We start from the raw sequence: 26658 nt of genomic DNA on the forward strand, positions 1-26658 counted from the left end.
GCCAGGAAGCCGCGTCGGCTCGGCCGGCCCCGGCGGGTCTTCTCGCAGGTACTGCTGATGCGGGCGGCCACAGCCACCGGCGTCACCGTACTCGCCACCGGCCTGTTTCCGGCACCCCTCGGCCGAGCGGGAGGCCTCCGGAGCATCGCTGTGCCTGGGGCACCGGCCTCCCCCGCACCTGAGGGCACGCCGTCGCCCGTCAGACGGCGCCGGCTCCGGTCAGCGCGCGGACCTCGGTCTCCGCGTGCTTGGCCGCGTCCGGCGGCTCCTGCGAGGTAACGGTGCCGATCCAGCCGGCCAGGAAGCCCAGCGGGATGGAGACCAGGCCGGGGTTCTCCAGCGGGAAGAGCTGGAAGTCCACGCCGGGGAAGAGCGAGGTGGCACTGCCGGAGACCACCGGGGAGAACAGGACGAGCAGCACGGCGGGAATCAGCCCTCCGTAGACCGACCAGACCGCCCCGCGCGTGGTGAAGTTCCGCCAGAACAGCGAGTAGAGCAGCACCGGCAGGTTCGCCGACGCCGCGACGGCGAAGGCCAGGCCCACCAGGAACGCCACGTTCAGGTCCTGGGCGAGCAGCCCCAGCCCGATGGCGGCCACCCCGATCCCCGCTGCGGCGACCCGGGCCACGGCGACCTCGCTGCGCTGCTTGGAACCCGGACGGCGGAGCGACGCGTAGAGGTCGTGGGCGACGGACGCGGACGAGGCGAGGGTAATCCCGGCGACGACGGCAAGGATGGTCGCGAAGGCCACGGCGGCGACCACGGCGAACAGAATCGTTCCCCCGGTGGAGCCCTCACCGCCGCCGAGCACCAGGGCCAGCAGCGGAACGGCCGTGTTCCCGGCGGGATTCGACGCCCGGACGTCCGCCGAGCCGACCAGCGCCGCCGCCCCGAATCCGAGCACGATCGTCATCAGGTAGAAGCTGCCGATGAGGCCGATGGACCAGACGACCGACCGGCGGGCCGCGCGGGCGGTCGGCACGGTGTAGAAGCGCGACAGGATGTGCGGCAGTCCGGCCGTGCCGAGCACCAGGGCCAGTCCGAGACTGATGAAGTCGACGCGTGCCGTCCAGGTGCCGCCGTACCGCAGGCCGGGCGAGAGGAACTTCTTGCCGTACCCACTGCGGTCGGCCGCGGAGTTGAGCAGCTCGTTGACATTGCCGTGGAAGTGGACCAGGACGAGCACGGTGAGGACGATCGTGCCCGCCATCAGCAGGACGGCCTTCACGATCTGGATCCAGGTGGTGGCGCGCATGCCGCCGAGCGACACGTAGATCACCATGAGCGCACCGACGCCGATGACGGTCCAGGACCGCGCGGCGCCGCTCGTTCCGCCGAGGAGCAGGGCCACCAGGCTGCCCGCGCCGACCATCTGCGCCACCAGGTAGAGCACGGAGACCGTGACCGATGACGTCCCCGCCGCGATCCGGACCGGGCGCTCCGCCATTCGCGCCGCGACCACATCGGCGAGGGTGAACCGGCCGCAGTTGCGGACGAGTTCCGCGACGAGCAGCAGCACGACGAGCCAGGCGACCAGGAAGCCGACGGAGTAGAGCATGCCGTCGTATCCGAAGAGGGCGATCAGACCGGAGATGCCGAGGAAGGACGCGGCCGACATGTAGTCGCCCGCGATGGCGAAACCGTTCTCCATGGGCGAGAACAGCCGGCCGCCGGCGTAGAACTCCTCGGCCGAACCGTGCCGGTTGCGGCTCACCCAGGTGGTGATGCCGAGTGTCACGGCGATGAAGACGCTGAACAGCAGGAGCGCCAGGGTCTGGTGATTCCCGCTCAACGCCCCAGCCCCCGTGTCATCTCCTGTGTCTCCCAGCGCAGATCGAGCGCCGCCCGGTCCCTGCGCAGCCGCGCGTGCCGTGCGTACGCACCGGTGAGCAGGAACGTCGTGAGGAACTGCCCGAGCCCCGCGACCATGGCGACGTTGACCGCCCCGGCCACCGGTCTCGCCATCAGGCCGGGCGCGGTGACCGCCATGACCACATAGGCGAGGTACCAGACGAGGAAGGCGAGGGTGGCGGGGACGATGAAGCGCCGGTACCGGCGCCGCACCTCCTGGAAGGCGTCGCTGCGCTGCACCTCCAGATAGATGTCCGCCGCGCTGTGGCCGCGCTGCGGCGCAACGGAATCGGACGTCCCGGCGGGCGCGAAGCTTCCCGTACCGTCCAGTTCCCCCCATCCGGAGGCCAGCGCGTCGTACCACGGGTCGTCGAGTCTCATCGTTGCGGACTCGCGCCCTGCTTCCTTCTCCACCGAACAACTCCCCTTGTCCACGGACCACTTCGGCCGCGTACCCAAGAATGGGCAGATCGGGAAGATCTCGGGCACTTCATTCGCGAGACTTCACCTCTTCAGGTGAAGGACGTACCGGGTGGCTGTGCGAGTCCTCGAACGTACGCATAGCGGACCGCCTGGGCCCGGTCGCGGAGCCCCGCCTTGGCGAACAGGTTGTTGATGTGGCTCTTCACGGTGGCCTGCGAGATATGCAGGCCGCGGGCGATCTCCGCGTTGGACATCCCGTCGGCGATCAGGACGAGCACCTCCACCTCGCGGGGGGTCATCCCGTCGGGCAGCTCCGGCTCACCGCCCCCGGCCAGTGGCAGCGGCCCCGTGGTGACCTGTTCCAGCAGCCGGCGCTGCACGGCGGGCGAGAGCCCGGCCTCGCCCGAGAGCACCGCCTCGATGGCCCGCACGATCTCGTCGCCCCCGGCGTCCTTGGTGAGATAGCCGCGGGCCCCGGCCCGGAGTGCGGGGAAGAGCGAGTCGTCCTCGGCGAAGGTCGTGAGCACCACGACCTGGGTGGCGGGAAAGTCCTCGCGGATACGGCGCGTTGCCTCCACCCCGTCGCAGCGGGGCATCCGCAGGTCCATCAGGACCACGTCCGGCGCATGCTCGGCCACCAGGGCAACGGCCTCTTCCCCGTCCTTCGCCGATCCGACCACCTCGATCCCGGGAAGCAGGCTCAGCAGCATGACGATTCCCTCGCGCACCACCGACTGGTCATCGGCCACCACCACCCGCGCGGTCACGCGGGCACCCTCAGATTCACCACGAACCCCTCCTCGCCGGGACCGGCCTCCAGCGTGCCGCCCAGCAGTTCGGCGCGCTCCCTCATTCCCAGCAGACCGTATCCGGAGCCACTGACAGCGAGGTCGCCCCCGGGACTTCTCCCACCCGAATCGCTGACCTCCAGGGCGATCCCGTCCGGCAGGTACTCCAGCCGGACGATCACCCTGGCCCCCGGCGCGTGCTTGCGCACATTGGTCAGCGCCTCCTGTGCGACGCGCCGGACCGTCTGCGAGGCCTCGGCGGTCAGCGTCCGGCGCTCGCCCTCCACCCTGACCTCGGCCGGCTCGGCCGCCACCAGCTGGCGCAGGAAGTCCTCCACCGGCGATACCTCGCCGCGCAGGGCGGAGAGCGCCTGGCGGGTCTCCGCAAGCCCCTCACGGGCCATGGAGCGGGCCGCGACCACCCGCTGAAGGACCTGGTCCCGGAACTGACCCGCAGGCTCCCGCTCGATGAGCAGCCGCGCCGCCTCCAGATGCACCAACTGCGCGGAGAGACTGTGGGCGAGCACATCGTGGATCTCCCGGGCGATCCTGGACCGCTCGTCCAGAGCGGCCGTCTCGGCCTCCGCCACCCGCGCGGCCCGCTCCTGCGCGAGAAGCCGCCGCGCGCTGCCGCGGGCCTCGGCGTCCAGGCGCAGCACGTAGCCCGCGAGACAGAGCCCCGCCGTGGTCATGGCCGTGGCCGGCCAGTCGTCGGTGTTCACGACGGCGTACGCGCCGAGCGCCACCGCCGTGGACGGGACTCCCGCCACCAGCGGCAGCCGCTCCAGAGCCGTGACCGCGCAGCCGCACCAGAGCACCACCGCCGGCACGGTGGCCCCGTCCTGCTGGGCCCCGAACGCCGCCAGCATCAGCAGGGCGAGCGCGCCGAGGGACACCCACAGGCGGTTCTCCAGAGTGGCCCGGAAGAAGGCCACCGCGAGCACCGCGCAGCCGAGCACCCCGAGCAGGCCGACCGCGATCTCCCAGGGCTCGAACAGCCCGCCCGTGAAGGTTCCCCAGAGCATCAGGGTGAGCAGCCCGGCCCGTACGGACCATGCGATGACGATCCGTGAGCGGGTGCTCGTGTCCCGCGAGAGAGCCTCCCGCGATGGCCAGCTCGTCCATGAAGCGGGTGTCACACACGGTCCTTCCATGCCTGCCGGAACGGCGCGCGGTCAGCAGGAACACCGTACGGCGCCGGTATCTCCGCGGCCCGCCGGACCAGCACCCCGCTGCGCACCAGCAGTGTCACGGCGAGAGCCATCATCAGGGCGGGGCTCCCCTGATGCACGCCCAGCGCCGCGGCCACCCCGTAGAGGGCCGCCCTCAGCACCAGACCTCCGGTCCAGACGTAAGCAGTGGCCTTGGTCCCCTTGCTCCAGAGGGAGCCGTCCTGCGCGCGCCAGAGCCGGGCCGTCCATCCCCAGGCGGCGCCCGTGACCAGCCCCACGACCAGCTCGGCGCCCAGGACGACGACGGAGAGTGTCTCGTGGTGCCGGTCCACGAGTCCGGGCTCGCGCAGCGCCATGACGAGCAGGACGCCCGGCAGCACCCACCAGCGCCGGTCGCCGGAGATCTGCTGGGCCGAGCACTGGCGGACCACTACAAAAGCGATGACCGCGACGATCACCAGGACATTGACGAGCCCGGACATGGAGGCCTCCGAATAGCGGGAAGTTCTACGACTCCGACGCTACGGAAACGGCCAGGTCAGGGGATCGGCTCAGGGGTGGATCGTGGGTGGAGCCGTCGTCTCCACCCAGGGGTGGAGACGACGGCTCCGGTGCCGCACGGGCCGGACGGCCGCGAACTCAGACGTCGATGCGCGAGCGGTCCAGCGTGGCGGCCGAGCTGGTGATGAATTCCTTGCGGGGCGCCACTTCGTTGCCCATCAGCAGATCGAAGACCTGCTCGGACGATTCCAGATCGCCGATGTTGATCCGCCGCAGGGTGCGGAAGCGCGGGTCCATCGTGGTCTCGGCCAGCTGGTCGGCGTCCATCTCGCCCAGCCCCTTGTAGCGCTGGATCGAGTCCTTGTACCGGACGTTCTTGCGCTGGAGCTCCAGCAGCCGCTGGCGCAGCTCGTTGTCCGAGTACGTGTAGATGTACTTGTCCTGGCCCTTCTTCGGCTGGACGAGCTCGATCCGGTGCAGCGGGGGCACCGCGGCGAAGACCCGCCCCGCCTCGACCATGGGCCGCATGTACCGCTGGAAGAGCGTCAGCAGCAGGATCCGGATGTGGGCGCCGTCCACATCGGCGTCCACCAGCAGGACGATCTTGCCGTAGCGGGCCGCGTCGATGTCGAAGGTCCGCCCGGACCCCGCTCCTATGACCTGGATGATCGCGCCGCACTCGGCGTTCTTCAGCATGTCGGAGACGGATGCCTTCTGAACGTTGAGGATCTTGCCGCGGATCGGCAGCAGGGCCTGGAACTCACTGTTCCGGGCCAGTTTGGCGGTCCCGAGCGCGGAGTCGCCCTCCACGATGAACAGCTCGCTGCGCTCCACGTCGTCGCTGCGGCAGTCGGCGAGCTTCGCGGGCAGCGAGGAGGACTCCAGAGCCGTCTTGCGGCGCTGCGCGTCCTTGTGCTGGCGGGCCGCGATCCGGGTACGGGCGGCGGCCACCGCCTTCTCCAGGACGGCCCTGGCCTGGGCCTTCGCGTCCCGCTTGGTCGAGGTCAGGTGTGCCTTGAGCTCCTTGGCCACGACGTTGGCGACGATCCGGTTGGCCGCGGAGGTGCCGAGCACCTCCTTGGTCTGCCCCTCGAACTGCGGCTCCGCCAGCCGTACGGTGACGACCGCGGTGAGGCCCTCCAGCGCGTCGTCCTTGACGATGTCGTCCTCGGCGACGCGCAGCAGCTTCGCGGAGCGGAGCACCTCGTTGATCGTCTTGGTCACGGAGCGTTCGAACCCGGACACATGGGTGCCGCCCTTGGGGGTGGCGATGATGTTGACGAAGGACTTCAGGTTGGTGTCGTACCCGGTGCCCCAGCGCATGGCGATGTCGACGACCAGTTCCCGGGTGACCTCGGTCGCCGTCATGTGCCCGCGCTCGTCGAGTACGGGCACGGTCTCCTTGAAGGTGCCCTGACCGGTCAGGCGCATGACGTCGCAGACGGCCTTGTCCTGCGCGAGGTACTCGCAGAATTCGCTGATCCCGCCGTCGAAGCGGAAGGTCTCCTCGGTCTTGCCCTCGCCGTTCAGGCCCCGCTCGTCGCGCACGACGATGGTGAGGCCGGGAACGAGGAAGGCCGTCTGGCGGGCCCGCTGGTAGAGCGTGTCCAGATTGAGCTTGGCGTCCTTGAGGAAGATCTGCCGGTCGGCCCAGTACCGGACCCTGGTACCGGTACGCGACTTCGGGACCCGCTTGCCCTTGAGGAGCCCGTTGGCCGGGTCGAAGGGGCTGTCCGGTCCCTGCTCGGTGAACATGCCCGGAACCCCGCGCCGGAAACTGATCGCGTGGGTCACGCCGTTGCGGTCGACCTCCACGTCGAGCCGGGCGGAGAGTGCGTTGACCACGGAGGCGCCCACGCCGTGGAGACCGCCGGAGGCGGCGTACGAGCCGCCGCCGAACTTGCCTCCGGCATGGAGCTTGGTCATCACGACCTCGACGCCGGACAGACCCGTCTTGGGTTCCACGTCGACGGGGATGCCCCGGCCGTTGTCGCGGACCTCGACGGAGTTGTCGTCGTGGAGGATGACCTCGATGTGATCGCAGTAACCACCGAGAGCCTCGTCGACGGAGTTGTCGATGATCTCCCAGAGGCAGTGCAAGAGGCCGCGGCTGTCGGTGGACCCGATGTACATCCCGGGGCGCTTGCGAACCGCTTCGAGCCCCTCGAGTACGAGCAGATGCCGCGCGGTGTAGTTGGAACCGTCTCGGTCTGCTCCGGTCAGCAGCGCAGTGGACGGCACGGACGTATCGGCGGTCACGCGGTTCGCTCCTCGCTGAATTTCATTTGGGGCCCAGTGGGTAACGGGCTCGGCTTCGGTTGCCGCTGAGAGGGTACCGAGGCCTGGTAGAGCGGGTGTAACGCCACCCTCGGGAGAACGCTCACACTAGTCCAGCCTCGCATACACGTTCGATCCCTTGTTGGAGTGACGTGCACATCACGTTCCCTTCCACGCATGAACCATTTAGGCTCCGGGCACGTCCTCATGAACAAGCCGGCAAGCCAGCCGGTCGGACGGACCGACCAAGACAAGCAACGCGAAACCGTAGCGCCACGCAATACGGCACATTCGCCGCGAACCGGCAACAGACAACCATCTTGAGAAGAAGTTTCGAAGAAAAGCCACGAGCGGGAACGTTTTCGGCCTGGTTGGATGTTGACCCTGGTACGACAGCTCGTCGAGCTAGAGAAGAGGCGACGTGACTACTGTTCTGACCCCCGCGAGCCCGCTGACCGCAGCAGACCGCTGTGACCGTTGCGGCGCCCAGGCATACCTGCGCGTCGTCCTGATCAGTGGCGGTGAACTGCTCTTCTGCGCCCACCACGGTCGCAAGTTCGAGCCGGAACTCAAGAAGATCGCCGCGGAAATACAGGATGAGACGGACCGACTGACGGCCGTGCAGGCCCAAGCCGCCGAAGAGGAACAACACTGACACCTCGCATCCACGACGAGCCAGGGTCCGGTCCCGGACCGACCGACGGGCGGCCCCCTCCGCAAGAGGGAGCCGCCCGTTCTCGTACCCGGAGCCGGTATCGGTCAGCCGGCGTCGGCCATCCACCCGATGGCGGCGGAAATCCGCGTATAGACCCCGGGGCTCCCGGCCCGACCGCAGCCGCTCCCCCAGGACACCAGCCCGACAAGGCGCCCATGGGCCACCAGAGGCCCTCCACTGTCGCCCTGGCATGCGTCGTACCCGCCCTGCGGTTCGCCCGCGCAGAGCATCGCAGAGGCCTCGTACGTGCCGTTCCTGCCGCCCGGGTAGGCCTGCTCGCACGAGCTGTCCGGCAGAATGCTCACTTTCGCGGACCGGAGTGACGACGCGTAGTCGCCGTTACCGGTGATGTCCCCCCACCCGTAGACGACAGCGGGAGTACCCGACTGGTACCCGGCGTCACCGGCTTCGGCCATCGGGATCACGCTCTGCTGCGGCAACGCCTCGGCGAGGGTCAGCACCGCGACGTCGCCGCTGTTGGTGGTGGTGTCGAACCCGGGGTTGACCCAGGTCCCGCTCACCGCGATCTCCTTGCCGCCGGAACCGTTCAGCTCGTCCCGGCCGGAGATGATCCGCAGATCGCGCACCTGGCCGACATCGACACCGAGCGCCTCCCTGCTGAGGCAGTGCGCGGCCGTCAGCACTTTCTTCGGCCCCACCGCCACGGCGCCGCAGAACTGGCCGGCGCGGGCGTCTCCGAACCGGTCACGGCTGGAGAGCGCCACCACCCACGGGCTGTCCTTGACGTGAGCGGGCTGCCCCCCGATGACGATGCTGTCCGCGACGGCCGGGGCGGGGAATCCGAGCGGTATCACGGCCGCGGCGGCAGCGAGGGCGAGCGCCCGGGTCACGGTGCGGACGACGGTACGGGACATACGTACTCCTGACTCTGTGATGGACCATGCCTACCCAGAGTCATTCCACCGACGCCGATCCGCACCCCAGCACAGACCGAGGGCCCGCATCCCCAGTGGGACGCGGGCCCTCGTTCCGTGTACTCCTGCGACCTAGGTCGTGTTTAGAAGTCCCGTCTGTCTCGCGTGGTCCGGGCGGCCGACGCTACTTCTAAAACACTCCCTAGTCGAGGTAGTCGCGCAGCACCTGCGAACGCGACGGGTGACGCAGCTTCGACATGGTCTTGGACTCGATCTGACGGATGCGCTCACGCGTCACGCCGTAGACCTTGCCGATCTCGTCCAGCGTCTTCGGCTGTCCGTCGGTGAGACCGAAGCGCATGGAGACCACGCCGGCCTCACGCTCGGAGAGGGTGTCGAGCACCGAGTGCAGCTGCTCCTGGAGGAGCGTGAAGCTGACCGCGTCGGCCGGGACGACCGCCTCGGAGTCCTCGATCAGGTCACCGAACTCGCTGTCCCCGTCCTCACCCAGCGGGGTGTGCAGGGAGATCGGCTCGCGGCCGTACTTCTGGACCTCGATGACCTTCTCGGGGGTCATGTCGAGTTCCTTGGCCAGCTCCTCCGGGGTGGGCTCGCGGCCCAGGTCCTGGAGCATCTGGCGCTGCACCCGCGCGAGCTTGTTGATGACCTCGACCATGTGCACCGGGATACGGATGGTGCGGGCCTGGTCCGCCATGGCGCGGGTGATCGCCTGACGGATCCACCAGGTGGCGTACGTGGAGAACTTGTAGCCCTTGGTGTAGTCGAACTTCTCGACCGCGCGGATCAGACCGAGGTTGCCCTCCTGGATCAGGTCCAGGAAGAGCATGCCGCGGCCGGTGTACCGCTTGGCCAGCGAGACCACGAGACGGAGGTTCGCCTCCAGCAGGTGGTTCTTGGCGCGGCGGCCGTCCTCGGCGATGATCTCCAGCTCGCGCTTGAGCTTCGGCGCGAGCTTGTCGGAGTTCGCCAGCTTGTCCTCGGCGAACAGGCCCGCCTCGATGCGCTTGGCGAGCTCGACCTCCTGCTCGGCGTTGAGGAGCGGGACCTTGCCGATCTGCTTCAGGTAGTCCTTGACCGGGTCGGCCGTGGCGCCGGCGACGGCGACCTGCTGCGCAGGTGCGTCGTCCTCGTCGTCGTCGGAGAGGACGAAGCCCTTGTTCTCGCCCTCGCCCTCCTCTTCCTCACCCTTGGCGGCCTTGACTTCCTCGGCAGCGTCGTCGCCGTCGAGGGCTTCGTCGTCCTGCTTGCCGGCCTTCTTCGTCGCAGTCTTCTTGGCCGCCGTCTTCTTCACGGCGGTCTTCTTGGCAGCCGTCTTCTTGGCTGCCGCCTTCTTCGCAGGGGCGGCCGCGGTGGCGTCATCGGCCACCACGTCCACGGTCTCGGCCGACGGGGCGGCGGTGGCCGCGACGGTACGCGTCACGGTCGTCTTGGCCGCGACAGTCTTGGTGGCGGTGCGCTTGACCGGGCTCTTCGCTGCGACACTCTTGCGGGCGCGCTTGGACGGCTCCGCGGCACTGACCATCAGCGTCACACCCTCTTCCTCGAGGATCTGGTTGAGGCTGCGCAGAACGTTCTTCCACTGGGTTGGCGGAATCTGGTCAGCCTCGAAGGCCCGACGCACGTCATCGCCGGCGATCTGCCCATCAGCCTTTCCCCGCTCGATGAGCGCCATCACAGATTCGGACTCGGCGATCTCCGGCGGGAGCGTACGGGATGTGCTGGCCGACACGAACAACCTCTCGGAACGATGGAAACGGCTTCCGGCCCGGCCCTGAGAGGGCTGAACCGACGACCGTCGGCTGGGAGTGTGCCGACGGCGCGGGCTATGCCTCAGAACTGCACAGCGCACTGACTGGCTGCTGTATTCCTTCCGCGGCGGTCACCTCTTAAGTCATCGCGCTGTTTCGAGGAGTGTTACGCCCAATCCGCGTGGCCCGAGTCACACCCCATTTCCGACGAACGCGACCAGGGGCAACATCCCCCCACAATTGTGCCGCCGGACCACGAGGGTCCGGCGACACCTGGCTCGTACGCCCTGCCCGTGCCGCGCTCAGTGCTCGCGCGGCGCCGGCACCACCCGCTCCACCTCTAGAGGGATCGCGAGCAGCTGGCGCATGGCCGCTTCGGCGCCCGCGGAGTCGCCGGACGCGAGGGCGTCGACGATCCGCGCGTGGTGGCCGAGCGATGCCTCATTGGGGCGGTCACAACCGGTTACCGGACCACCCGAGACATGCAGGGCGGCGGAGACGATGCCGGAGAGGTGCTCCAGCATGCGGTTGCCCGCGGCCTGGATGAGCAGGGCGTGAAACTCCGCGTCGGCCCGAGCGCAGGTGATCACGTCACCCTGTCCGAGCGCGTGCCCCATGATCTCGACCATGTCGGCGAGGCGCTGCTGAAGATCCTCCCGGCCGTGGCCCGCGGCAAGGCTGGCGGCGAGCGGCTCGATCGTCCACCGGAGCTCACTCAGCTCGCGACGCTGGTCATCGCGCTGCGGGCCGAAGGCGCGCCATTCGATGATGTCGGGATCGAGCAGATTCCAGTCACTGACGGGCCTGACCCGGGTACCCACATTGGGCCGGGCGCTGACCAGCCCCTTCGCCTCCAGCACGCGCAGCGACTCCCGCACGACGGTGCGCGAGACCTCGAAACGCTGGCCGATCTCCTCCGGCACCAGGGGGCGGTCAGCACCCAGGTCCCCGGAAACGATCATCTGTCCGAGCTGCTGGACAAGTTGGCCGTGCAGGCCTCGGCCACGGCTGGCCGATCCCCGTCGGCCCACCCTGCCGAGCTCATTGTCGGGACCGCCCCAGGAACGAGTGGCGGCACGCTCGCCGGCCGACGCCTCCGCATAGGGGTAACGGTCGAGTTCGCCCGAGCCGGCGAGGCCGGAGTCGGCAGCGCGGGCGGCGGTCATCATGGTGTGCGCAAGGGTACTCACGCATCCTTTGTCGGCGCGGCTCAGCCGCCCCTTGAGGTCTTTGGTGAAAAGCACACGAAAGGGTGATCGGCACCTGCTTCCCAATTGACGCCTTATTGGTGCAAACCAGGCATTCTCAGTGGAGTTGTGGGACTTTTGACGTTCCGGCGCCGTCCTGTGATCACCAACGCACCCTGCCGCGAAGGCTGGTGAACAGATACGCGCAGATGAGGACCGACAACGACAGGGTCAATGCGGTCCCCACCGGGTGCGCCACGACCCGCATCGCGGCCAGCGCCCACCGGTCCGTCTCGTGCGGCCACCGCGGCCAGGCCAGGTCCCGCAGCCGGCCCGGAAGTCCGGCCATCGAACGGGCGGTCGGAGCCTTCGGCATCCGCTGGACGAGCGGAACCATCAGCACCGGAACGGCGAGCACCGCGGCCACACCCGCCGCCGTCACCCGGAACACCCCGGCGGCCAGCAGCCCGGCCCAGGCGCAGCCGACGGTCAGGCCCGACCAACTGACGGCCAGCGACATCACATTCGGCGGAATCCTGATCAAGTCACCGCCGTAGACGAGGCGAAGGGACGCCGCGGAGGCCAGTACGACAAGCAGGGCGAGCAGCAGGGCGACGCCCGCGGACACCGCCAGCTTGGCGAGGAGCAGTCCGAGGCGGCGGGGTACGGTGCCGCGGCCGGCGGCGAGCGCGGGGTAGCGGAACTCGTCTCCGAAGGAGAGCGCCCCGAGCAGCCCGGCACAGAGCGCGGCGGGCGGCAGCGGGAGCAGGGACGGCCAGGCGGCAAGCACGTTCGGCAGCGGCGTACGGCCGTCGCGGGCGAGCAGTACGGAGATGCCGGCCGAGGCGACCAGGGCGACGGCCATGATCAGGGTCGTGGTCCTGACCCCGAAGAGGCGGCGCAGTTCGTAACGCACCGGGCGCAGCGGACCGCGGGCGGGCCGCCGTCTGATCGGTGGCGCAAGCTCGGGCCCGGCGGCACGCACGGCCGGTTGCGGTGCGGCCACGGCGGCCCCGGCCCCCTTGCCCCCTGCCTCGTCGGCGCCTGCCTCCTCGGCCTCGGTCACGTGGCCATCGGTCCCGTCGGCACCTGTCCCGTCGGCACCGCTCGCTGGGGTGACACCTCCGGGAACCGTGTGGTCGACGACCGGGCCGGCGTCGCCGACCTCGTCGGCGAGCTGGTGAACGGGAAGCCCGTGCCTGAATGCCGTGTCGCCGATCTCCGCACAGGTGCTGCCGTAGACGGAGAGGCGGCTGCGGCTCGCCTCGGTGACAACCTCGACGGAGCGCCGGGCCGCCCGTGCCTCGCGGCTGACGACTGCGGCAAGGCGGGCGGCGTGCGGGGTACGGACCGCGACGCGGGGGCGGAGCCGGGTGCGTGCGAAGTCGGCGACGTCCTGGTCCGCGACAAGCCGTCCGCCGTCGATGGAGACCACATGCCCCGCCGACCGCGCGGCCTCCTTGGGATCGCTGGTGGTGTACAGCACGACGCCGCCCCGGGCGGCGTGGGACCGCAGCACCCCGTGCAGCCAGTCGGCCTCCCGCGCGGCGAGGCCTTCCGTGGGGTCGTCGAGGATGAGCGCGTGCGGGTCACCGAGCAGCGCGGAGGCGAGGGCCAGCCTGCGGTCCATGCCGTGGGAGAGCGAGGCGATGCGCTGATCGCCGAGCCCGGCGAGGCCTACGGTGTCGAGCAGCTCGTCGGCTCTGGACGCCGGTACGCCCGCCGCGGCACAGAGCATGCGGAGCTGTCCGCGGACGGTGCGGACCGGGTGGCCCGGCACGTCCCCGAGCAGCACTCCCACTTCGCGGGCGGGGTCTGCAACGCGGTGCAGCGCTCTGCCCCGGAAGTAGGTGATCCCCCGGCCCGGCTCGAGTTCGAGCATCAGCCGCAGGGCTGCGGTCTTGCCGGAGCCCGGTGCGCCCAGAAGGGCGGTGACGCAGCCGGAGGCGGCTTCGAACGTGAGGTCGTCCACGGCGGGCGGAAGTCCGCGGTGGCGGGCGCTGGTGAGTCCGATGGCCTGGAGCATCGCTTCTCTCGCAGGAGGTGAGACCGCTCGACGGCAGTGGGTACCGCAGCAAGATAACCCGACATATACGACTTTTTGCGCAGCACCGTATCTGTGGCGTTCCGGCCTCACCCTCGCAGGACCGCGTACGGCTGCCGCATCCGGCAAACGGGCACGCCTCCGGTGTACGAGTACGCAGCGGGGGTGCGGGCACGCAGCCGGTGCACCGCACTACCGCCGAAGCGACCGCCGAAGCAGGGTCAGACCTCGGGCCGGAGCATCGGCGGATTGAGTACGGTGGCCGCGCCTGACCGGAAGAGCTGGGCTGGACGGCCGCCCTGTCGGGTGGTCGTGCCGCCCGAGGGCACCAGGAAGCCGGGAGTGCCCGTCACCTTGCGGTGGAAATTCCTCGGGTCGAGCACCACGCCCCACACCGCTTCGTACACCCTGCGCAGCTCCCCAACCGTGAACGCCGGCGGGCAGAAGGCCGTGGCCAGCGAGGAGTACTCGATCTTGGAACGGGCCCGCTCCACCCCGTCGGCCAGGATCTGCGCGTGGTCGAAGGCCAACGGCGCCCGGTGTTCGCCGTCACGGCCGTACCCGCCCTCCGGTCCGAGCACGTCCTCGACGGGTGCCCAGCGCGCGCTGTTCGCGTCCCCGCCCGCCCGGGGAGCGGGCAGATCAGGGGCCAGCGCGAGGTGGGCGACGCTGACGACCCTCATCCGCGGATCGCGCCCCGGGTCCCCGTAGGTGGCGAGCTGTTCGAGATGGGCACCGTTCCCGACGGCCGGGACCGCCGGGTCGTGCGCGGACAGCCCCGTCTCCTCGACGAGCTCACGCGCCGCGGCTGCACCGAGATCCTCATCGGCTCTGACGAAGCCACCGGGCAGCGCCCACCTGCCCTGGAAGGGCGACTCACCTCGGCGCACCACCAGCGCGCAGAGCGCATGACGGCGCACCGTGAGCACGACCAGGTCGACGGTGACAGCGAAGGGCGGGAAGGTCGACGGGTCGTAGGGCGGCATGTCGTGATCATAGTCGTCTGCCTGACGATAAACACGCCCTTCGTCGCGATCTTCGTCCGTCCCCGCACCCCCCGTCCCCGCGCCGGCCGGGCCGCCCACCCCGACCGCGTTCCGCTGCCGCGCCCTCCGTCACCGGCGGGTCCCGGTCCCCCGGCGTCCCTGGGTCCGCGGCTGTCCGGCGCGACGCCTTCCGGTCGCCGTTCCGGGCCCGGCGGCACGCGGCTGCGTCCCGCGCCGCCCTGCGGCCCGCGCCCGTACGGAAGGGGCCCCCGCGACCCCGCCCGTGCGCCGGCCGCGCCGCACCGTACGCGTGGTCCGCTCACCGCGCAGGCAGCGTCGCAGCGTCTCCGGATCGAGGCCCTGGTTGCACGCCTCGTGCAGGAGCTGCGCGAAGGTGTAACCGGGATCCAGCCGCAGGGCGAGGCCCAGCGCGACCCGTGCGGCCGGTTCGTCCCCGGTGGACCACGCGACCCAGCCCGCCAGCGTGAGCGGGGCCGCCGCGTGCTCCTCGTACGGCGCGACACAACGGCGCGCCAGCGCCCGCCACAGCCTCAGCGCGGACTCCGCCTCGGGCCCTTCCATCCATTCCGCGGCCCTGTCGCGGGTCTCCCGGTCCTGAAGGCCGAGAATCACCGCGGCGGCCTCCTCGTGACTGATCAGCCGATCATCGTTGAGGTCGGCGAGCGAGGGCATCGCCGCCGGCGCCTCCCCGAGGCGCTTCATGAGCCGCCGGGCGAGCTTCACCGTCGAGCCGCCGACCTCCCTGCGGCCCTCCTCGTCGAGGAGCTTCGGCAGCAGCACGGCCCCCGCGGAATCGAGCGCCTGCTGCTGCTCCGTACCCGCCGCCGTCAGGGGTGCCAGCCTCGCCTCCATCTCACGCAGCGATCCCCGTACTTGAATGCCCGCGTAGGCCGCTGCCGCCGCCATCACCGAGGTGCCGGGCACGGCCAGCGGATTGCCGTCGACCGGGCAGCACCGGGCGTCGGGGCAGCAATAGGACCAGTAGTGGTTGCCGGAGATGCAGAGCGCTTCGAGCACGGGCACGTCCAGTGCGCCGCAGGCGGTGCGCAGACGCTGGGCGAAGGGCCGCAGACGCTCCATGACCTGGCCGCCGGTCTCTCCGTCGGCCGGATCCTGGCAGAGGAAAACGACGATCGCGTCGGGCCGGCCGCCGCGCCGCTCGCTCCCCTTGATCAGGCACTCCGCGAGCTGCTCGGCAACCGACGGCCACTCCTGCGCGGACTGCGGAATGCCGAGCCTGAGCCGGCCGCCGAAGCGGCCCCGGCCACCGTGCAGGGCGACCATGACCACGCTGTCGCTCGGATGGAACCCCATGAGATACGGGAGGGCATCGGCCAGCTCGGCCGGGCCTCGCAGGGTGATCTGCTGTTCGTCGGACGGGCCGGTGGATTCGTGGTGCTTGTTCATGGCATGACCGTCTCGTGCCGGGCGAGAATCCGCGACCCCCTGTGGATAAGTTATCCACAGGGGGTCAGCCTGCCGAATCGCCCCGTCGAGCCGATCGTTGCGTCGGTCTGCCGAGCCGACTCGTCGAATCGGTCTGCCGAGCCGAGCTGTCGAGCTGTCGAGCCGACCCGTCGAGTTGGTCTGTCGAGTCGAGCTGTCGAGCCGACCCGTCGAGTTGGTCTGTCGAGTCGAGCTGTCGAGCCGATCTGTGCCGGGTCCGTCTATCCGGCCTGTGCGAGAACGAGTGGGAGCACCTGGCCGGCCCCGCCCTGGCGGAGGAGGCGCGCGCCGACGGCCAGGGTCCATCCCGAGTCGGTGTAGTCGTCGACGAGCAGGACCGGGCCGGGGGCGTCGGCCAGGGCCGCCGCGAGTTCGTCCGGCACGGTGAACGAGGCGGCCAGGGCCCTGAGCCGCTGGGCGGAGTTGCTGCGGTGGCCCGCGTGCTCGTCGGCCTGCGGGGTGTAGGCCAGGCTGCCCAGCAGCGGGAGCCTGCCGACGCGGGCCAGGCCCTCCGCCACGGAGGAGACCAGTTGCGGGCGGGTGCGGGAGGGCATGGCGACGACGCCGACCGGCCGCGCCACCGCGTCAGGGGCGCCACTGGCCCAGCCGCCCGGTGAACGGGCCCAGTCGGCCACCACCGTCACGACGGCGGCCAGCACATCGTCCGGGACCGGCCCGTCCGGTGCCTGCTCCGACAGCAGGGGGCGCAGTCGGTTGCCCCATCCGATGTCCGACAACCTGCCGAGGGCACGCCCCATGGCCGCCTGCTGGCCCACGGGGATGCGGCCCTTGAGGTCGACTCCGACCGCCGCCATGCCCGTGGGCCACATGCGGCGCGGCTCCACCTCGACTCCCGGGCGGTCCAGCTCGCCGGCCGCTCCGGCGAGAGCCCCGGGTGAGACGGCGGTGTCGAGCCAGGGTCCCGCGCAGATGTCGCAGCGACCGCAGGGGGCGGCCTTCTCGTCGTCGAGCTGCCGCTGCAAGAACTCCATCCGGCACCCCGTGCTCGCCACGTAGTCCCGCATGGCCTGCTGCTCGGCCTTCCGCTGGCGCGCCACCCACGCGTAACGCTCCGCGTCGTAGGTCCACGGCTGCCCGGTGGCCGTCCAGCCGCCCTTCACCCGTTTGACCGCCCCGTCCACGTCCAGGACCTTCAGCATCGACTCCAGCCGCGAGCGCCGAAGCTCCACCAACGGCTCCAGCGCAGGCAGCGAGAGCGGCCGGCCGGCGTGCTCAAGAACGTCGAGGGTGCGTCGCACCTGCTCCTCGGGCGGGAAGCCCACCGAGGCGAAGTACGCCCAGATCGCCTCGTCCTCCCGGCCCGGAAGCAGCAGCACATCGGCATGGTCCACGCCACGCCCCGCACGCCCGACCTGCTGGTAGTAGGCGATCGGGGAGGAGGGCGACCCCAGGTGCACCACGAATCCCAGGTCCGGCTTGTCGAACCCCATCCCCAGGGCGGAGGTCGCCACCAGCGCCTTCACCCGGTTCGCCAGCAGGTCCTCCTCGGCCTGCAGCCGGTCGGCGTTCTCCGTCTTCCCCGTGTAGGAGGCCACCGGATACCCGCACTGCCGCAGGAATGCCGCCACCTCTTCCGCCGCCGCCACGGTCAGCGTGTAAATGATCCCCGAACCCTGCAGATCTCCCAGCCGCTCTCCCAGCCACGCCAGCCGGTGCGCCGCGTCCGGCAGTTCCAGCACGCCCAGCCGAAGGCTCTCCCGGTCCAGCGGCCCCCGCAGAACCAGGGCGTCCCCGCTCCCCGTGCCCAACTGCTCCGCCACATCCGCCGTCACCCGGGCGTTCGCGGTCGCCGTCGTGGCAAGCACCGGCACCCCGGCCGGCAGCTCGGCGAGCATGGTGCGCAGCCGACGGTAGTCAGGCCGGAAGTCGTGCCCCCAGTCGGAAATACAGTGCGCCTCGTCGACCACCAGCAGACCGGTCGTGGCCGCGAGCTTCGGCAGCACCTGATCGCGGAAATCAACAGAATTAAGACGTTCCGGGCTCACAAGGAGAACGTCGGTCTCGCCGCGCTCCACTTCCCCGTAGATCGTTTCCCACTCCTCCGGGTTGGCCGAGTTGATGGTGCGCGCCTGGATACCGGCCCGCGCCGCCGACTCGACCTGGTTGCGCATCAGCGCCAGCAGCGGCGAAATGATCACCGTGGGGCCCGCGCCACGCCGCCGCAACAGAGCGGTGGCCACGAAGTACACGGCCGACTTGCCCCACCCGGTCCGCTGCACGACCAGCGCACGGCGATGCTCCTCCACCAGAGCCGCCACCGCCTGCCACTGATCCTCGCGCAGCCGTGCCGACCCCCCGGGGTCGCCGACGAGCTCAGCGAGGATGGCATCGGCTTCAGTACGGAGCTCCAGGTTGTCCATGCCCCCCATGCAACCCGATGGCACGGACAATCGACCACTTCACCCCGCGTGACAACCAACTCACCAGTCGCGCACGCACAGGTGCCGCGATGTGCCGCCACCGGGTCTCACGAGCCCGAGCTGCGACGGGGCAGCTGTCACGGGCCTGAGCTGCGGCCGGTCGGAGCGGACGCCGTGTTTCCGCTGGTCCTCGCTGTTCAGGCGGGACAGGTGGCGTCATCCGGGGTCCGATTGGGCAGGGATATGCGTGTCATTCCAGCTGATTACCGTCAGCTGCGCCACTTGCTCGTTGCCGCCTGCCGATACGCCAGGAAGAATTGGACTCGCTCCCCGCACGGTTTCTTTCGCGGCCCGGAAGGGCTGTGCCGCGGCGCGCCCTCACCCGACCCTGCCCGCATCGTGGGCGCGTATGCGAAGGGAGGACCGTGACCTTCGGATTCGCTCCGTCCGCAGCCACTTCGATGTCGGCAGCCGCCGACTCCGCCAACCGCCTCGCCCGGATACTCGAACCGGCCGAGTGGGCCGCGGCGGGCATACCGCTGCTGCGCAACCCGCGCGAGGTCGTCAGCGGCCTGCACGCCAGACACCGGCCGACTCCGGCGACCGCCGTCGTCGCCGTGCTCGATCACGAGGAACGCCTGACGGCCAGCGCGTCGTTCGCCCGTCGCTCGGTGACGGCGGACGGCTGGGAATTCCGTAACTCACTGCTGGCGCATCTGCGCCGGGTCATCCCGCACGATCTCCGCCGCCGCACACCCGTCCGTACCGCGGTGCTTCTCTACTGCCGTGAGGGGGACGAGCGCTGGACGGAGGAGGACGGGGCGTGGATGTGGGGGCTGCGGGACGCCTGCACCCTGCACGGTCTGAGGTGCGGCGCGTACATCACGCTGACCCGCGGCGGCTGGCAGGTGCTGGGCGAGGGCCGGGGCGGCCGGCGCCCCAGCTCCACCTCGCAGCCGGCCGCTCTCGCCGACACCGCGGCGGCCCAGGATCCGGCGCCGTCTCGTACCGGCGGCGGGGCGGCCCAGGCTCTGCGCCACAGCGCGGCGCGCTGACCCCGGTCGTGGGCCCGGCCGCCCCTTGGGGCAGCCGGGTCACCACAGACCGGCTCGCGCCGGTGTCAGACGCCCGCGCCGAGCACCGCGTTGACCGACTGCGGGTCACCGCAGACGATCAGCAGGGCTCCGGCGTTCCGCTGCGCCGCGGACAGCGCGTCGGTGGCGGCGTCGTCCACGGCACCGTTGACCGCGATGATCACCACCGGCCGGGGCTTCACCCGGTCCGCGGCCGCGGCTCCGGCGAAGAACACGTCGTCGCCGGCTTCCTGTTGGGCCCAGTAGGCGTCCTCGCCGAAGGACAGCTCGTGCGTCGCCCACGGGTGCTGCTCGCCCGTGGTGAGCACCAGGATGTCGCCGGGTGCCCGACCGGAGTCGAGCAGCAGGTCGACCGCCTCGTCGGCGGCGGCAAGCGCGCCGTCGGCCGAGGCGGGGATCAGCTGGAGCTGCGGCGAGGAACGATTCTCCGGCGGAGCGGCCTGGGGCCGGCCGGAGGTGGGGTGCGGGCGCTGCGCCGGGGGCGCTGGCCTCGCGGGGCCGGGACCCGGACGACCGGGGCGCGGCATGGCCGCTGTACGCGGACCGGGTACGGGACGAGGGGTCGACGCGGTACGGCCGGTGGCCGGAGTGGCGCGGGGACCCTGGGCGCTCTCGTGAATCTGAGGCTCCTCGGGGATGAGAGGCATGGGTGATTGTCTGTCAAACGCCGACGCACAAGACATCAGCGAGTGGGTACGTGTGTGCGATCAGAAGTCGAAGCCGAGCTGGCCCCCGCTTTCCAGTGCGGCCGCCTCGGCGGAGAAGCGGACCTTCTTGAGGTGCTGCCACCTGGGCAGCGCGTCGAGGTAGGACCACGAGAGGCGGTGGTGGGCCGTGGGGCCTCGCTCCTCCAGTGCGGCCCTGTGCACGGGGGACGGGTAACCGGCATTGGCGCCGAACGCGAAGTCCTCGTACTCACCGGATTCCGCGCCGAGTTCGGCCATCACCGTGTCCCTGCGGACCTTCGCGATCACCGAGGCCGCCGCAACCGCGACGCAGGACTGGTCGCCCTTGATGACGGTACGGACCTGCCAGGGCCGGCCCAGGTAGTCGTGCTTGCCGTCGAGGATCACCGCGTCCGGACGGACCGGAAGCGCCTCCAGGGCACGGACGGCCGCGAGCCGGAGAGCGGCGGTCATCCCGAGCTCGTCGATCTCCTGCGGCGAGGCGTCACCGAGACCGTACGCGGTGACCCATCGCTCCAGGAGCGGCGCGAGTTCGGCGCGACGCTTGGGGCTGATCAGCTTGGAGTCGGTGAGTCCGGCGGGCGGCTTACGGAGACCGGTGACGGCGGCACACACGGTGACCGGACCCGCCCACGCTCCCCGCCCGACCTCGTCGACACCGGCGACGGTCCTGGCACCGGTGGTGGCGCGCAGTGAGCGCTCGACGGTGTGCGTGGGTGGTTCATACGGCATGGCGCCAGCAAGCGTACGCCGATGCTGCCGCCGAGAACACCCCGGGGCACCTGCCGGCCGCCGCCGTCCGGTGCCGCGCCCCGGGACGGACCACGACACCGCCGCAGGGAGGGGTCCCGGACGGCGTCCGGCAGGGCGGTCAGCGGGCGCCTGAGCGGAAGAAGGGCATCGCGACCTGATCGATCAGCTCGGCGATGTCGCCGTCGCTCCATTCGCTGCCGCACACCTTGCTGCGATACATCATCATCGCGGGGATCACGTCGAAGGCCAGCCCGCGCAGCGCGTCGGGACGGACCTCACCCCGGTCGACACCACGGCGCACCACTTCCCTGATGAGATCGGTCGTCGGTGCGATCACGCCGTTGAGGATCACCGACTGGAACCGCTCAGCCGTGCTCGCATCACATTCGTGAAGGACCGACCGCAGTGCGGTGCCGGACTTGGAGAGCATGCCGTCACGCAGGATCCGGCACAGCTGATCGAGATCGTCACGGATGTTGCCGGAGTCGGGCGCATCGCCGATCGCCGGCAGCGCACAGCGCAACGCGTCCACGACCAGATCCTCCTTGGAGGACCATCGGCGGTAGATCGCGGCCTTTCCGGTCTGGGCGCCCGCGGCGACTCCCTCCATGGTGAGCCCGTTCCAGCCGACCGTACTCAGCCGCTCCAGTGCGGCTTCGAGGATCGCGCGCTCCAGCACTGGGCCTCGGCGGCGAAGGGACTCCACCGGCGGCCGGGCGGCGGCTGCCGTTCGCGAAGTAACCATGAGCTTCTCTCCATCGAAACGGGTTCGCCGCACCCGCACCGGCCCGACCGGCTCTCGGACCCGGGCAGGCACAGCGGAAAGGGGCGGCGCGTGGGGCCGGACGGGACCGAGCAGTCCCGGCCGGGGCGGCGGCTCCGGGCATGACCGTGCAACAGCGGATTCAGTGAACGCTTGCGTTCACTGAAGGGGATTCACTACCGTTGCCGGAACAGTGAACGGATCCGTTCACTAATTCACTTGTGGGGGACCCATAGTGACAACCTCTCAGTTAGAAGCGCGGAGCGCACCGGGCGGAGCACGCCGGCAAGGCCGTCCGGGCATCGCCCTGACCGTCATCGCCGCCTGCCAGTTGATGGTTGTGCTCGATGCCACGATCGTCAACATCGCACTCCCGCACATCCAGAACGCCCTGAGTTTCTCGACCACCGATCTCTCCTGGGTCCTCAGCGCCTACACGCTCACCTTCGGCGGACTTCTGCTGCTCGGTGGCCGGGCCGGGGACATCCTCGGCCGCCGCCGGGTCTTCATGGCCGGAATCCTGATCTTCACCCTGGCCTCGCTGCTCGGCGGATTCGCCCAGGAACCCTGGCAGTTGCTCGCGGCCCGCGCCCTCCAGGGCATCGGCGGCGCGATCGCCTCACCGACCTCACTCGCCCTCATCACCACCACCTTCCCGGAGGGCCCGGAGCGCAACCGCGCCTTCGGTGTCTTCGCCGCCGTGTCGGCGGGTGGCGGCGCTATCGGCCTGCTGGCGGGCGGAATGCTCACCGAATGGCTGGACTGGCGCTGGGTCTTCTTCGTCAACGTGCCGATCGGCGTGCTGATCGCCGTACTCGCTCCGCTGTACATCGACGAGTCGAAGAAGCATCCGGGCCGTTTCGACATATCGGGTGCCCTGACCTCGACCCTCGGCATGGCCTCGCTCGTGTACGGGTTCATCCGGGCATCCGAGGAAGGCTGGAGCGACTCACTCACGCTGAGTTCGTTCGGCGCCGCGGTCGTGCTGCTCGCCTCGTTCGTCCTCATCGAGATGCGTGCCAGGGAGCCGATCACCCCGCTGCGGATGTTCGCCGACCGCAACCGCTCCGGAACGTACGTGATCATGCTCAGCCTGTCCGCGGCCATGCTCGGCATGTTCTTCTTCATCGTGCTGTTCGTGCAGAACGTACTGGCCTACAGTCCGATCGAATCGGGTCTGGCGTTCCTGCCCGTAGCCCTCGCGATCGCCATCGGGGCCGGACTCTCGCAACGGCTCCTTCCCGTGCTCGGACCGAAGCCCTTCATGGTCACCGGCTCGGCGCTCACCGGCGTGGGTCTCGGCTGGCTCACGCTCATATCCTCCGACAGCTCCTATCTGTCGGGGGTGCTGGGACCGATGCTCCTCTTCGGCGTCGGCATGGGGCTGAACTTCGTGACGCTCACCCTCACCGCGGTCTCCGGCGTCGCCCAGCACGAGGCGGGGGCGGCGTCCAGCCTGCTCAACGCGAGCCAGCAGGTAGGCGGTTCGCTGGGGCTCTCGATCCTGGTCACGGTCTTCGGCACGGCGAGCCGCAACGAGGCGGAGAAGCAGGTTCCGCAGTTCCTGGCGAAGGCGACACCCGAACAGAAGGCGGCGTTCGCCAGGAGCCGGGAGCTGCCGGGGAGCTGGGGGCACGAGGTGCTCGCCCAGGGCATCTCAAGCGCGTTCATCGCTGCGGTGGCCATGGCGGCCCTCGCTCTGCTGACCGCGGCGCTGGTGATCCGTGTGCGCAAGAGCGATCTGGACGCGCTGAGCGGCAAGGCGTCGGCGGGAGGGCCGGCCGCGTAACGCGCAGCCGTCCGGAAGGACGGAAGGGAGCACGGGCCTGTCCGGCCCCGATCCGCCGGACAGGCCCGAATTGGATCAGCAGAGGCGTACGGGCCGTATGGGTCGTGCGGGCCGCATGGGTCGTGCGGATCAGTAGGGGTCGTACGGATCGTACGAGTCGCCCCCGTCGCCGCCCCCGTCACCGCCTCGGCCGCCCTCCTCGTCGCCCGTTCCCAGGCCCTGGCAGTTCCGCACCCGCGCACCGGGATCCCAGTCACCGAGAATGTCCCGCGCCCGCGCCTCGCCCCAACTCGTCGCGTACCAAGGCGTGTCCGAGTTCCTCAGCGTCCGCTGGATCTCCTGAAGAGCGCAGGAGCGCAGCGGCTCGCTCAGGGTGTCCAGAGCCGGTACCGCGTCGGCTGAGAGGCCACGGAGGTACTGGATGTCGATCGAGTGGCCCTGGCCGTACCGGTGGACGTTCTGTTCCGCGATCAGGGCGTCCGGCGAGGCCAGCCCGAAGGCCAGCACCCCGAGGGCGGCGCTCGCCGCGACTGCGCGCGGGAGCAGCTTGGCGCCGAACACCCCGGCCGCCATGATCAGCACCAGGACCACGCCCAGCCAGAGCTCCACCGCCGCCACGGAGATACGCAGCCGGGTCAGACCGTAGGCCTCGACGTACAGATCCATGCGCCGCAGTGCGGAGGCGACGACGACGAGGGTCAGCAGACACAGCGTGCCGAGCACGGCCCGCACGAGCGTACGGTCGCGTGCTCCGCCGCGAGGCGCCCAGCGCAGCGCGAGCGCGATGACGCCCAGCGTGAGCAGGGTGGCCCAGAGCAGTTGCCAGAAGCCCTCGCGGGCGTACTGGGCGTACTGGTCGCTGAGACCGGTTTCGGCCATCACCTTGCCGTACCCGCCGAGCAGCACCGTGAGCTGAATGGCGAGGAAGACGGCGAAGAGCAGGTTCAGGACGATCAGTGGCAGGGCCCATTCCAGCCGCCCGCGTGCCGGGCCGGGAGGCACGGTCAGCGCGTCCCAGCGCACCGGAGCGGCGGCGGTGTACGCGGCGGCGAGCGCACCCACGAGCCCGATCGCGCCGAGGAACAGCCGCCACGGGCCCTCGCCGAGCGACACATCGGGGATCAGGCTGCCGAGGACATCGGCGAACGCGGCATCGGCGCTCGCGAAGAGCGCCCCGAACACGATGAGCAGCACGACCGCCGCGGCCGTGGAGCGGAACGCGACGCCCCAGCGGCCCCGGGAGCCGGCCATCCGGTCGCGTACGCCATGGGCGCCCCAGCCCAGCGATCCGGCGACGGATGTCAGGAGCCCCAGCGAGCCGAGGAAGATCCCGAGCCAGCCCCGGCTGCCGTGCAGCGCGAGTGAGCCCACCGCCACGGCGGACACGATGGCGAGGAAGACCGGCCAGCCGGCGTCACGGAGTGCCGGGACGACCAGGAGCGAGAGGCCGCCGACCGCCCAGACAGCGGTCCACGGGCGCAGCCGGCGACCGGCCGCCCGTGCGGCGAAGTACGCCGCGAGTGCCGCGGGCACCGCCACGACGAGCAGGTTCAGACCGATCCCGTCACCGAGCAGCAGGGCGCCGAGCAGCGCGGTGGCCAGGACGGACCAGAGCGTGGCCGCGGGTATGACCCCCGGTTCGGCGGGGCGGATCCGCGTGAGCTCCGGGGACGTCCGCTTGGCGGTGTGCGGCCCGGCAGCGGGCGGCTGCCGCGGATGCTGCTGCTGCGCGTATGCCGGCACCTTCGGAGGCTCCGGCACGGTGTCGCGCTCGTCCGGGACGGCGGGATCCGGCGTACCGGACTGCGCGGGCATCCGCACGGGCTTGGTCGTCTGTACCTGGGCCGGCACCGGCTCGGGTGTCCGGGCCTCGGGTATCCGGGCCTCGGGTATCCGGGCCTCGGGTATCCGGGCCTCGGCCGCTCCGGGCGGATCCGCCGGCTCCGGCGGCCCCGGCGCGTGCTCGGGCCGGGGTGACTCTGATCTGTGATCGGACATGGGACCCCTCCCCACCGAGGTCCGCCCGCGCGAGCCCTGGGCAGCGCGCGGCCCCCCGGCGTCTCATTCGGTGCACACCCGTCGTAATGATCATCGAGGGCGGCGTGGCCGAAAGAGTAACCCCCCGTTACCGGCGTCGGCCGAAGGGGGAAGCGCTGTGGCAGTACCGTGACACTCGGGTACAGCGCGCCGCTTTCGAAGCGGCTGCCCCCCATTCCCTGGCGGGACAGCCTCTAGCGGGCGAGCCAGTCGGGAAGCTGCTCCGTCTTGGCCGTCCACTCCGCCGGCGGCGCTCCCGCCGTGCCCGCCGCGACCACTCCGCCAACGATCGCGCAGGTCGTGTCGACGTCTCCGCCCGCCTGCGCGGTCACCCAGAAGGCCTGCTCGAAATCGCCGAGGCTGCGGGCCGCGGACCAGAGTGCGAACGGGACGGTGTCGTGCGCGCTGGTGCGACGGCCATTGCCGAGGACCGCGGCGACCGTACCGGCGTCGCGGTAGTCGAGCATGTCGCGGGCGCGGCGCAGTCCGGCACCGACCGCGCTGCGCGGTACGAGCGCGATGACCCCGTCGAGGAGGTCCGCCGGCTTCGGCGGTCCGGTGGGCGACGCCGCGAGCGAGGCCGCAGCCGCCACGGCCATCGCGCCCACGACGGCTTCCCGGTGCTGGTGGGTCGGGTACGAGGAGATCTCGGCCTGGTGCGTGGCCTGCTCCGGGTCGTCCGCGTACCAGGCACCGAGCGGTGCGATGCGCATCGACGAGCCGTTGCCCCAGGAACCCTGGCCCTTGAACAGCGCGGAGGCCAGCTCCCGCCAGTCCCCGCCCTCCCGGACCAGCCTGAGGAGGCGGTTCACGGCAGGGCCGTATCCCCGGTCGAAATCGTGGTGCACCGCGAAGGAGCGGGCGAGCGCGTCCTGATCGATACGGTGGTGCTCCCGGAGCACGGACAGGACCGAACAGGCCATTTCCGTGTCGTCGGTCCACTGCCACGGCCCCGGGGGCAGGGAGCGGTCCTTCAGCAGCGGATAGTTGGCGGGCACAAAGAACTGGGAGCCCAGGGCGTCTCCCACGGAGAGGCCGCGCAGGCTGGCAAGGGCGCGTTCGAAGCGCTGGTCGGAAGCGGATTCGGTCATCGCTTCCAC

21 protein-coding genes are annotated in these 26658 nt (G+C 70.5%); 3 read left to right on the forward strand and 18 right to left on the reverse strand.

What is annotated here, in order from left to right; all coding sequences use genetic code 11:
- Nucleotides 1-199 precede the first annotated feature (199 nt).
- The 6 genes from ACZ6S6_RS25110 to ACZ6S6_RS25135 form a co-directional block, all read right to left on the reverse strand.
- A complete protein-coding gene (locus tag ACZ6S6_RS25110; protein ID WP_362967170.1) occupies nt 200-1792 on the reverse strand; it encodes a solute symporter family protein in 1593 nt (530 codons plus the stop codon).
- On the reverse strand, nt 1789-2232 hold the full coding sequence (locus ACZ6S6_RS25115; RefSeq protein ID WP_469707030.1) for a DUF485 domain-containing protein: 444 nt from the start codon (nt 2230-2232) through the stop codon (nt 1789-1791). Before ACZ6S6_RS25115 ends, ACZ6S6_RS25110 begins: the two co-directional genes overlap by 4 nt.
- 131 nt (nt 2233-2363) lie before the next feature.
- A complete protein-coding gene (locus ACZ6S6_RS25120; RefSeq protein ID WP_362967168.1) occupies nt 2364-3041 on the reverse strand; it encodes a response regulator transcription factor in 678 nt (225 codons plus the stop codon).
- Nucleotides 3038-4201 (reverse strand): sensor histidine kinase, encoded by a 1164-nt coding sequence (locus ACZ6S6_RS25125; protein WP_469706996.1) that lies wholly within the window; start codon nt 4199-4201, stop codon nt 3038-3040. The genes ACZ6S6_RS25120 and ACZ6S6_RS25125 overlap by 4 nt, the downstream gene beginning before the upstream one ends.
- Nucleotides 4198-4716 carry a DUF1453 domain-containing protein gene (locus ACZ6S6_RS25130; protein ID WP_362967164.1) on the reverse strand — a complete coding sequence of 173 codons (519 nt, stop codon included), beginning with the start codon at nt 4714-4716 and terminating at the stop codon, nt 4198-4200. The genes ACZ6S6_RS25125 and ACZ6S6_RS25130 overlap by 4 nt, the downstream gene beginning before the upstream one ends.
- Before the next feature lie 157 nt (nt 4717-4873).
- On the reverse strand, nt 4874-6994 hold the full coding sequence (locus tag ACZ6S6_RS25135) for a DNA gyrase/topoisomerase IV subunit B (protein ID WP_469706997.1): 2121 nt from the start codon (nt 6992-6994) through the stop codon (nt 4874-4876).
- A 439-nt stretch (nt 6995-7433) separates the two neighbouring features.
- Here ACZ6S6_RS25135 and ACZ6S6_RS25140 point away from each other — a divergent pair, with 439 nt between their 5' ends.
- Nucleotides 7434-7667 carry a DUF7455 domain-containing protein gene (locus tag ACZ6S6_RS25140; RefSeq protein ID WP_024489001.1) on the forward strand — a complete coding sequence of 78 codons (234 nt, stop codon included), beginning with the start codon at nt 7434-7436 and terminating at the stop codon, nt 7665-7667.
- Between the two features lie 104 nt (nt 7668-7771).
- On the opposite strand, the gene ACZ6S6_RS25145 is transcribed toward ACZ6S6_RS25140, so the two are convergent.
- The 7 genes from ACZ6S6_RS25145 to ACZ6S6_RS25175 all read right to left on the reverse strand — a co-directional run bounded on the left by ACZ6S6_RS25145 (nt 7772) and on the right by ACZ6S6_RS25175 (nt 18436).
- Nucleotides 7772-8602, reverse strand: coding sequence for a S1 family peptidase (locus ACZ6S6_RS25145; protein ID WP_362965773.1), 831 nt, complete (start codon nt 8600-8602; stop codon nt 7772-7774).
- Nucleotides 8603-8804: 202 nt separating this feature from the next.
- Nucleotides 8805-10352 (reverse strand): RNA polymerase sigma factor, encoded by a 1548-nt coding sequence (locus ACZ6S6_RS25150; protein ID WP_362965771.1) that lies wholly within the window; start codon nt 10350-10352, stop codon nt 8805-8807.
- 321 nt (nt 10353-10673) lie between these two features.
- Nucleotides 10674-11561 carry a FadR/GntR family transcriptional regulator gene (locus ACZ6S6_RS25155; protein ID WP_362965777.1) on the reverse strand — a complete coding sequence of 296 codons (888 nt, stop codon included), beginning with the start codon at nt 11559-11561 and terminating at the stop codon, nt 10674-10676.
- 160 nt (nt 11562-11721) lie between these two features.
- The gene (locus ACZ6S6_RS25160) at nt 11722-13584 is read right to left on the reverse strand and encodes an ATP-binding cassette domain-containing protein (protein WP_469706998.1); all 1863 of its coding nucleotides are present in this window, start codon (nt 13582-13584) and stop codon (nt 11722-11724) included.
- Nucleotides 13585-13823: 239 nt separating this feature from the next.
- A complete protein-coding gene (locus ACZ6S6_RS25165) occupies nt 13824-14588 on the reverse strand; it encodes an NUDIX hydrolase (RefSeq protein ID WP_362965768.1) in 765 nt (254 codons plus the stop codon).
- Nucleotides 14589-14717: 129 nt separating this feature from the next.
- Nucleotides 14718-16016: a DUF4192 domain-containing protein gene (locus ACZ6S6_RS25170; protein ID WP_469706999.1), complete on the reverse strand. Its 1299-nt coding sequence runs from the start codon at nt 16014-16016 to the stop codon at nt 14718-14720.
- 260 nt (nt 16017-16276) lie between these two features.
- Nucleotides 16277-18436, reverse strand: a complete 2160-nt coding sequence (locus ACZ6S6_RS25175) for a RecQ family ATP-dependent DNA helicase (protein WP_362965764.1) — start codon at nt 18434-18436, stop codon at nt 16277-16279.
- Nucleotides 18437-18861: 425 nt separating this feature from the next.
- Here ACZ6S6_RS25175 and ACZ6S6_RS25180 point away from each other — a divergent pair, with 425 nt between their 5' ends.
- Complete coding sequence (locus tag ACZ6S6_RS25180; RefSeq protein ID WP_362965762.1) at nt 18862-19491, forward strand: hypothetical protein; 630 nt, start codon at nt 18862-18864, stop codon at nt 19489-19491.
- Nucleotides 19492-19556: 65 nt separating this feature from the next.
- Here the strand turns inward: ACZ6S6_RS25180 and ACZ6S6_RS25185 are convergent, their stop codons facing one another.
- The 3 genes from ACZ6S6_RS25185 to ACZ6S6_RS25195 form a co-directional block, all read right to left on the reverse strand.
- Nucleotides 19557-20177 (reverse strand): hypothetical protein, encoded by a 621-nt coding sequence (locus tag ACZ6S6_RS25185; protein ID WP_469707000.1) that lies wholly within the window; start codon nt 20175-20177, stop codon nt 19557-19559.
- 60 nt (nt 20178-20237) lie between these two features.
- Nucleotides 20238-20948: a ribonuclease HII gene (locus ACZ6S6_RS25190; protein WP_362965758.1), complete on the reverse strand. Its 711-nt coding sequence runs from the start codon at nt 20946-20948 to the stop codon at nt 20238-20240.
- 139 nt (nt 20949-21087) lie between these two features.
- On the reverse strand, nt 21088-21714 hold the full coding sequence (locus tag ACZ6S6_RS25195; protein WP_362965756.1) for a TetR/AcrR family transcriptional regulator: 627 nt from the start codon (nt 21712-21714) through the stop codon (nt 21088-21090).
- Nucleotides 21715-21967: 253 nt separating this feature from the next.
- Here ACZ6S6_RS25195 and ACZ6S6_RS25200 point away from each other — a divergent pair, with 253 nt between their 5' ends.
- Complete coding sequence (locus tag ACZ6S6_RS25200; protein ID WP_469707001.1) at nt 21968-23521, forward strand: MFS transporter; 1554 nt, start codon at nt 21968-21970, stop codon at nt 23519-23521.
- A 129-nt stretch (nt 23522-23650) separates the two neighbouring features.
- Here the strand turns inward: ACZ6S6_RS25200 and ACZ6S6_RS25205 are convergent, their stop codons facing one another.
- Nucleotides 23651-25519 carry a DUF4153 domain-containing protein gene (locus ACZ6S6_RS25205; protein WP_469707002.1) on the reverse strand — a complete coding sequence of 623 codons (1869 nt, stop codon included), beginning with the start codon at nt 25517-25519 and terminating at the stop codon, nt 23651-23653.
- A 233-nt stretch (nt 25520-25752) separates the two neighbouring features.
- Nucleotides 25753-26649: an ADP-ribosylglycohydrolase family protein gene (locus ACZ6S6_RS25210; protein ID WP_362965750.1), complete on the reverse strand. Its 897-nt coding sequence runs from the start codon at nt 26647-26649 to the stop codon at nt 25753-25755.
- Nucleotides 26650-26658 lie beyond the last annotated feature (9 nt).

The organism is Streptomyces sp. NPDC048671 (genome assembly GCF_055587045.1).

Bases quoted from the DNA above. Each gene is read 5' to 3' on its own strand.
- ACZ6S6_RS25170 (WP_469706999.1), bottom strand. From the start codon at position 16,016: ATGAACAAGCACCACGAATCCACCGGCCCGTCCGACGAACAGCAGATC.
- ACZ6S6_RS25205 (WP_469707002.1), bottom strand. From the start codon at position 25,519: ATGTCCGATCACAGATCAGAGTCACCCCGGCCCGAGCACGCGCCGGGG.
- ACZ6S6_RS25160 (WP_469706998.1), bottom strand. From the start codon at position 13,584: ATGCTCCAGGCCATCGGACTCACCAGCGCCCGCCACCGCGGACTTCCG.
- ACZ6S6_RS25175 (WP_362965764.1), bottom strand. From the start codon at position 18,436: ATGGACAACCTGGAGCTCCGTACTGAAGCCGATGCCATCCTCGCTGAG.
- ACZ6S6_RS25195 (WP_362965756.1), bottom strand. From the start codon at position 21,714: ATGGTTACTTCGCGAACGGCAGCCGCCGCCCGGCCGCCGGTGGAGTCC.
- ACZ6S6_RS25165 (WP_362965768.1), bottom strand. From the start codon at position 14,588: ATGCCGCCCTACGACCCGTCGACCTTCCCGCCCTTCGCTGTCACCGTC.
- ACZ6S6_RS25130 (WP_362967164.1), bottom strand. From the start codon at position 4,716: ATGTCCGGGCTCGTCAATGTCCTGGTGATCGTCGCGGTCATCGCTTTT.
- ACZ6S6_RS25210 (WP_362965750.1), bottom strand. From the start codon at position 26,649: ATGACCGAATCCGCTTCCGACCAGCGCTTCGAACGCGCCCTTGCCAGC.
- ACZ6S6_RS25145 (WP_362965773.1), bottom strand. From the start codon at position 8,602: ATGTCCCGTACCGTCGTCCGCACCGTGACCCGGGCGCTCGCCCTCGCT.
- ACZ6S6_RS25190 (WP_362965758.1), bottom strand. From the start codon at position 20,948: ATGCCGTATGAACCACCCACGCACACCGTCGAGCGCTCACTGCGCGCC.
- ACZ6S6_RS25115 (WP_469707030.1), bottom strand. From the start codon at position 2,232: ATGAGACTCGACGACCCGTGGTACGACGCGCTGGCCTCCGGATGGGGG.
- ACZ6S6_RS25185 (WP_469707000.1), bottom strand. From the start codon at position 20,177: ATGCCTCTCATCCCCGAGGAGCCTCAGATTCACGAGAGCGCCCAGGGT.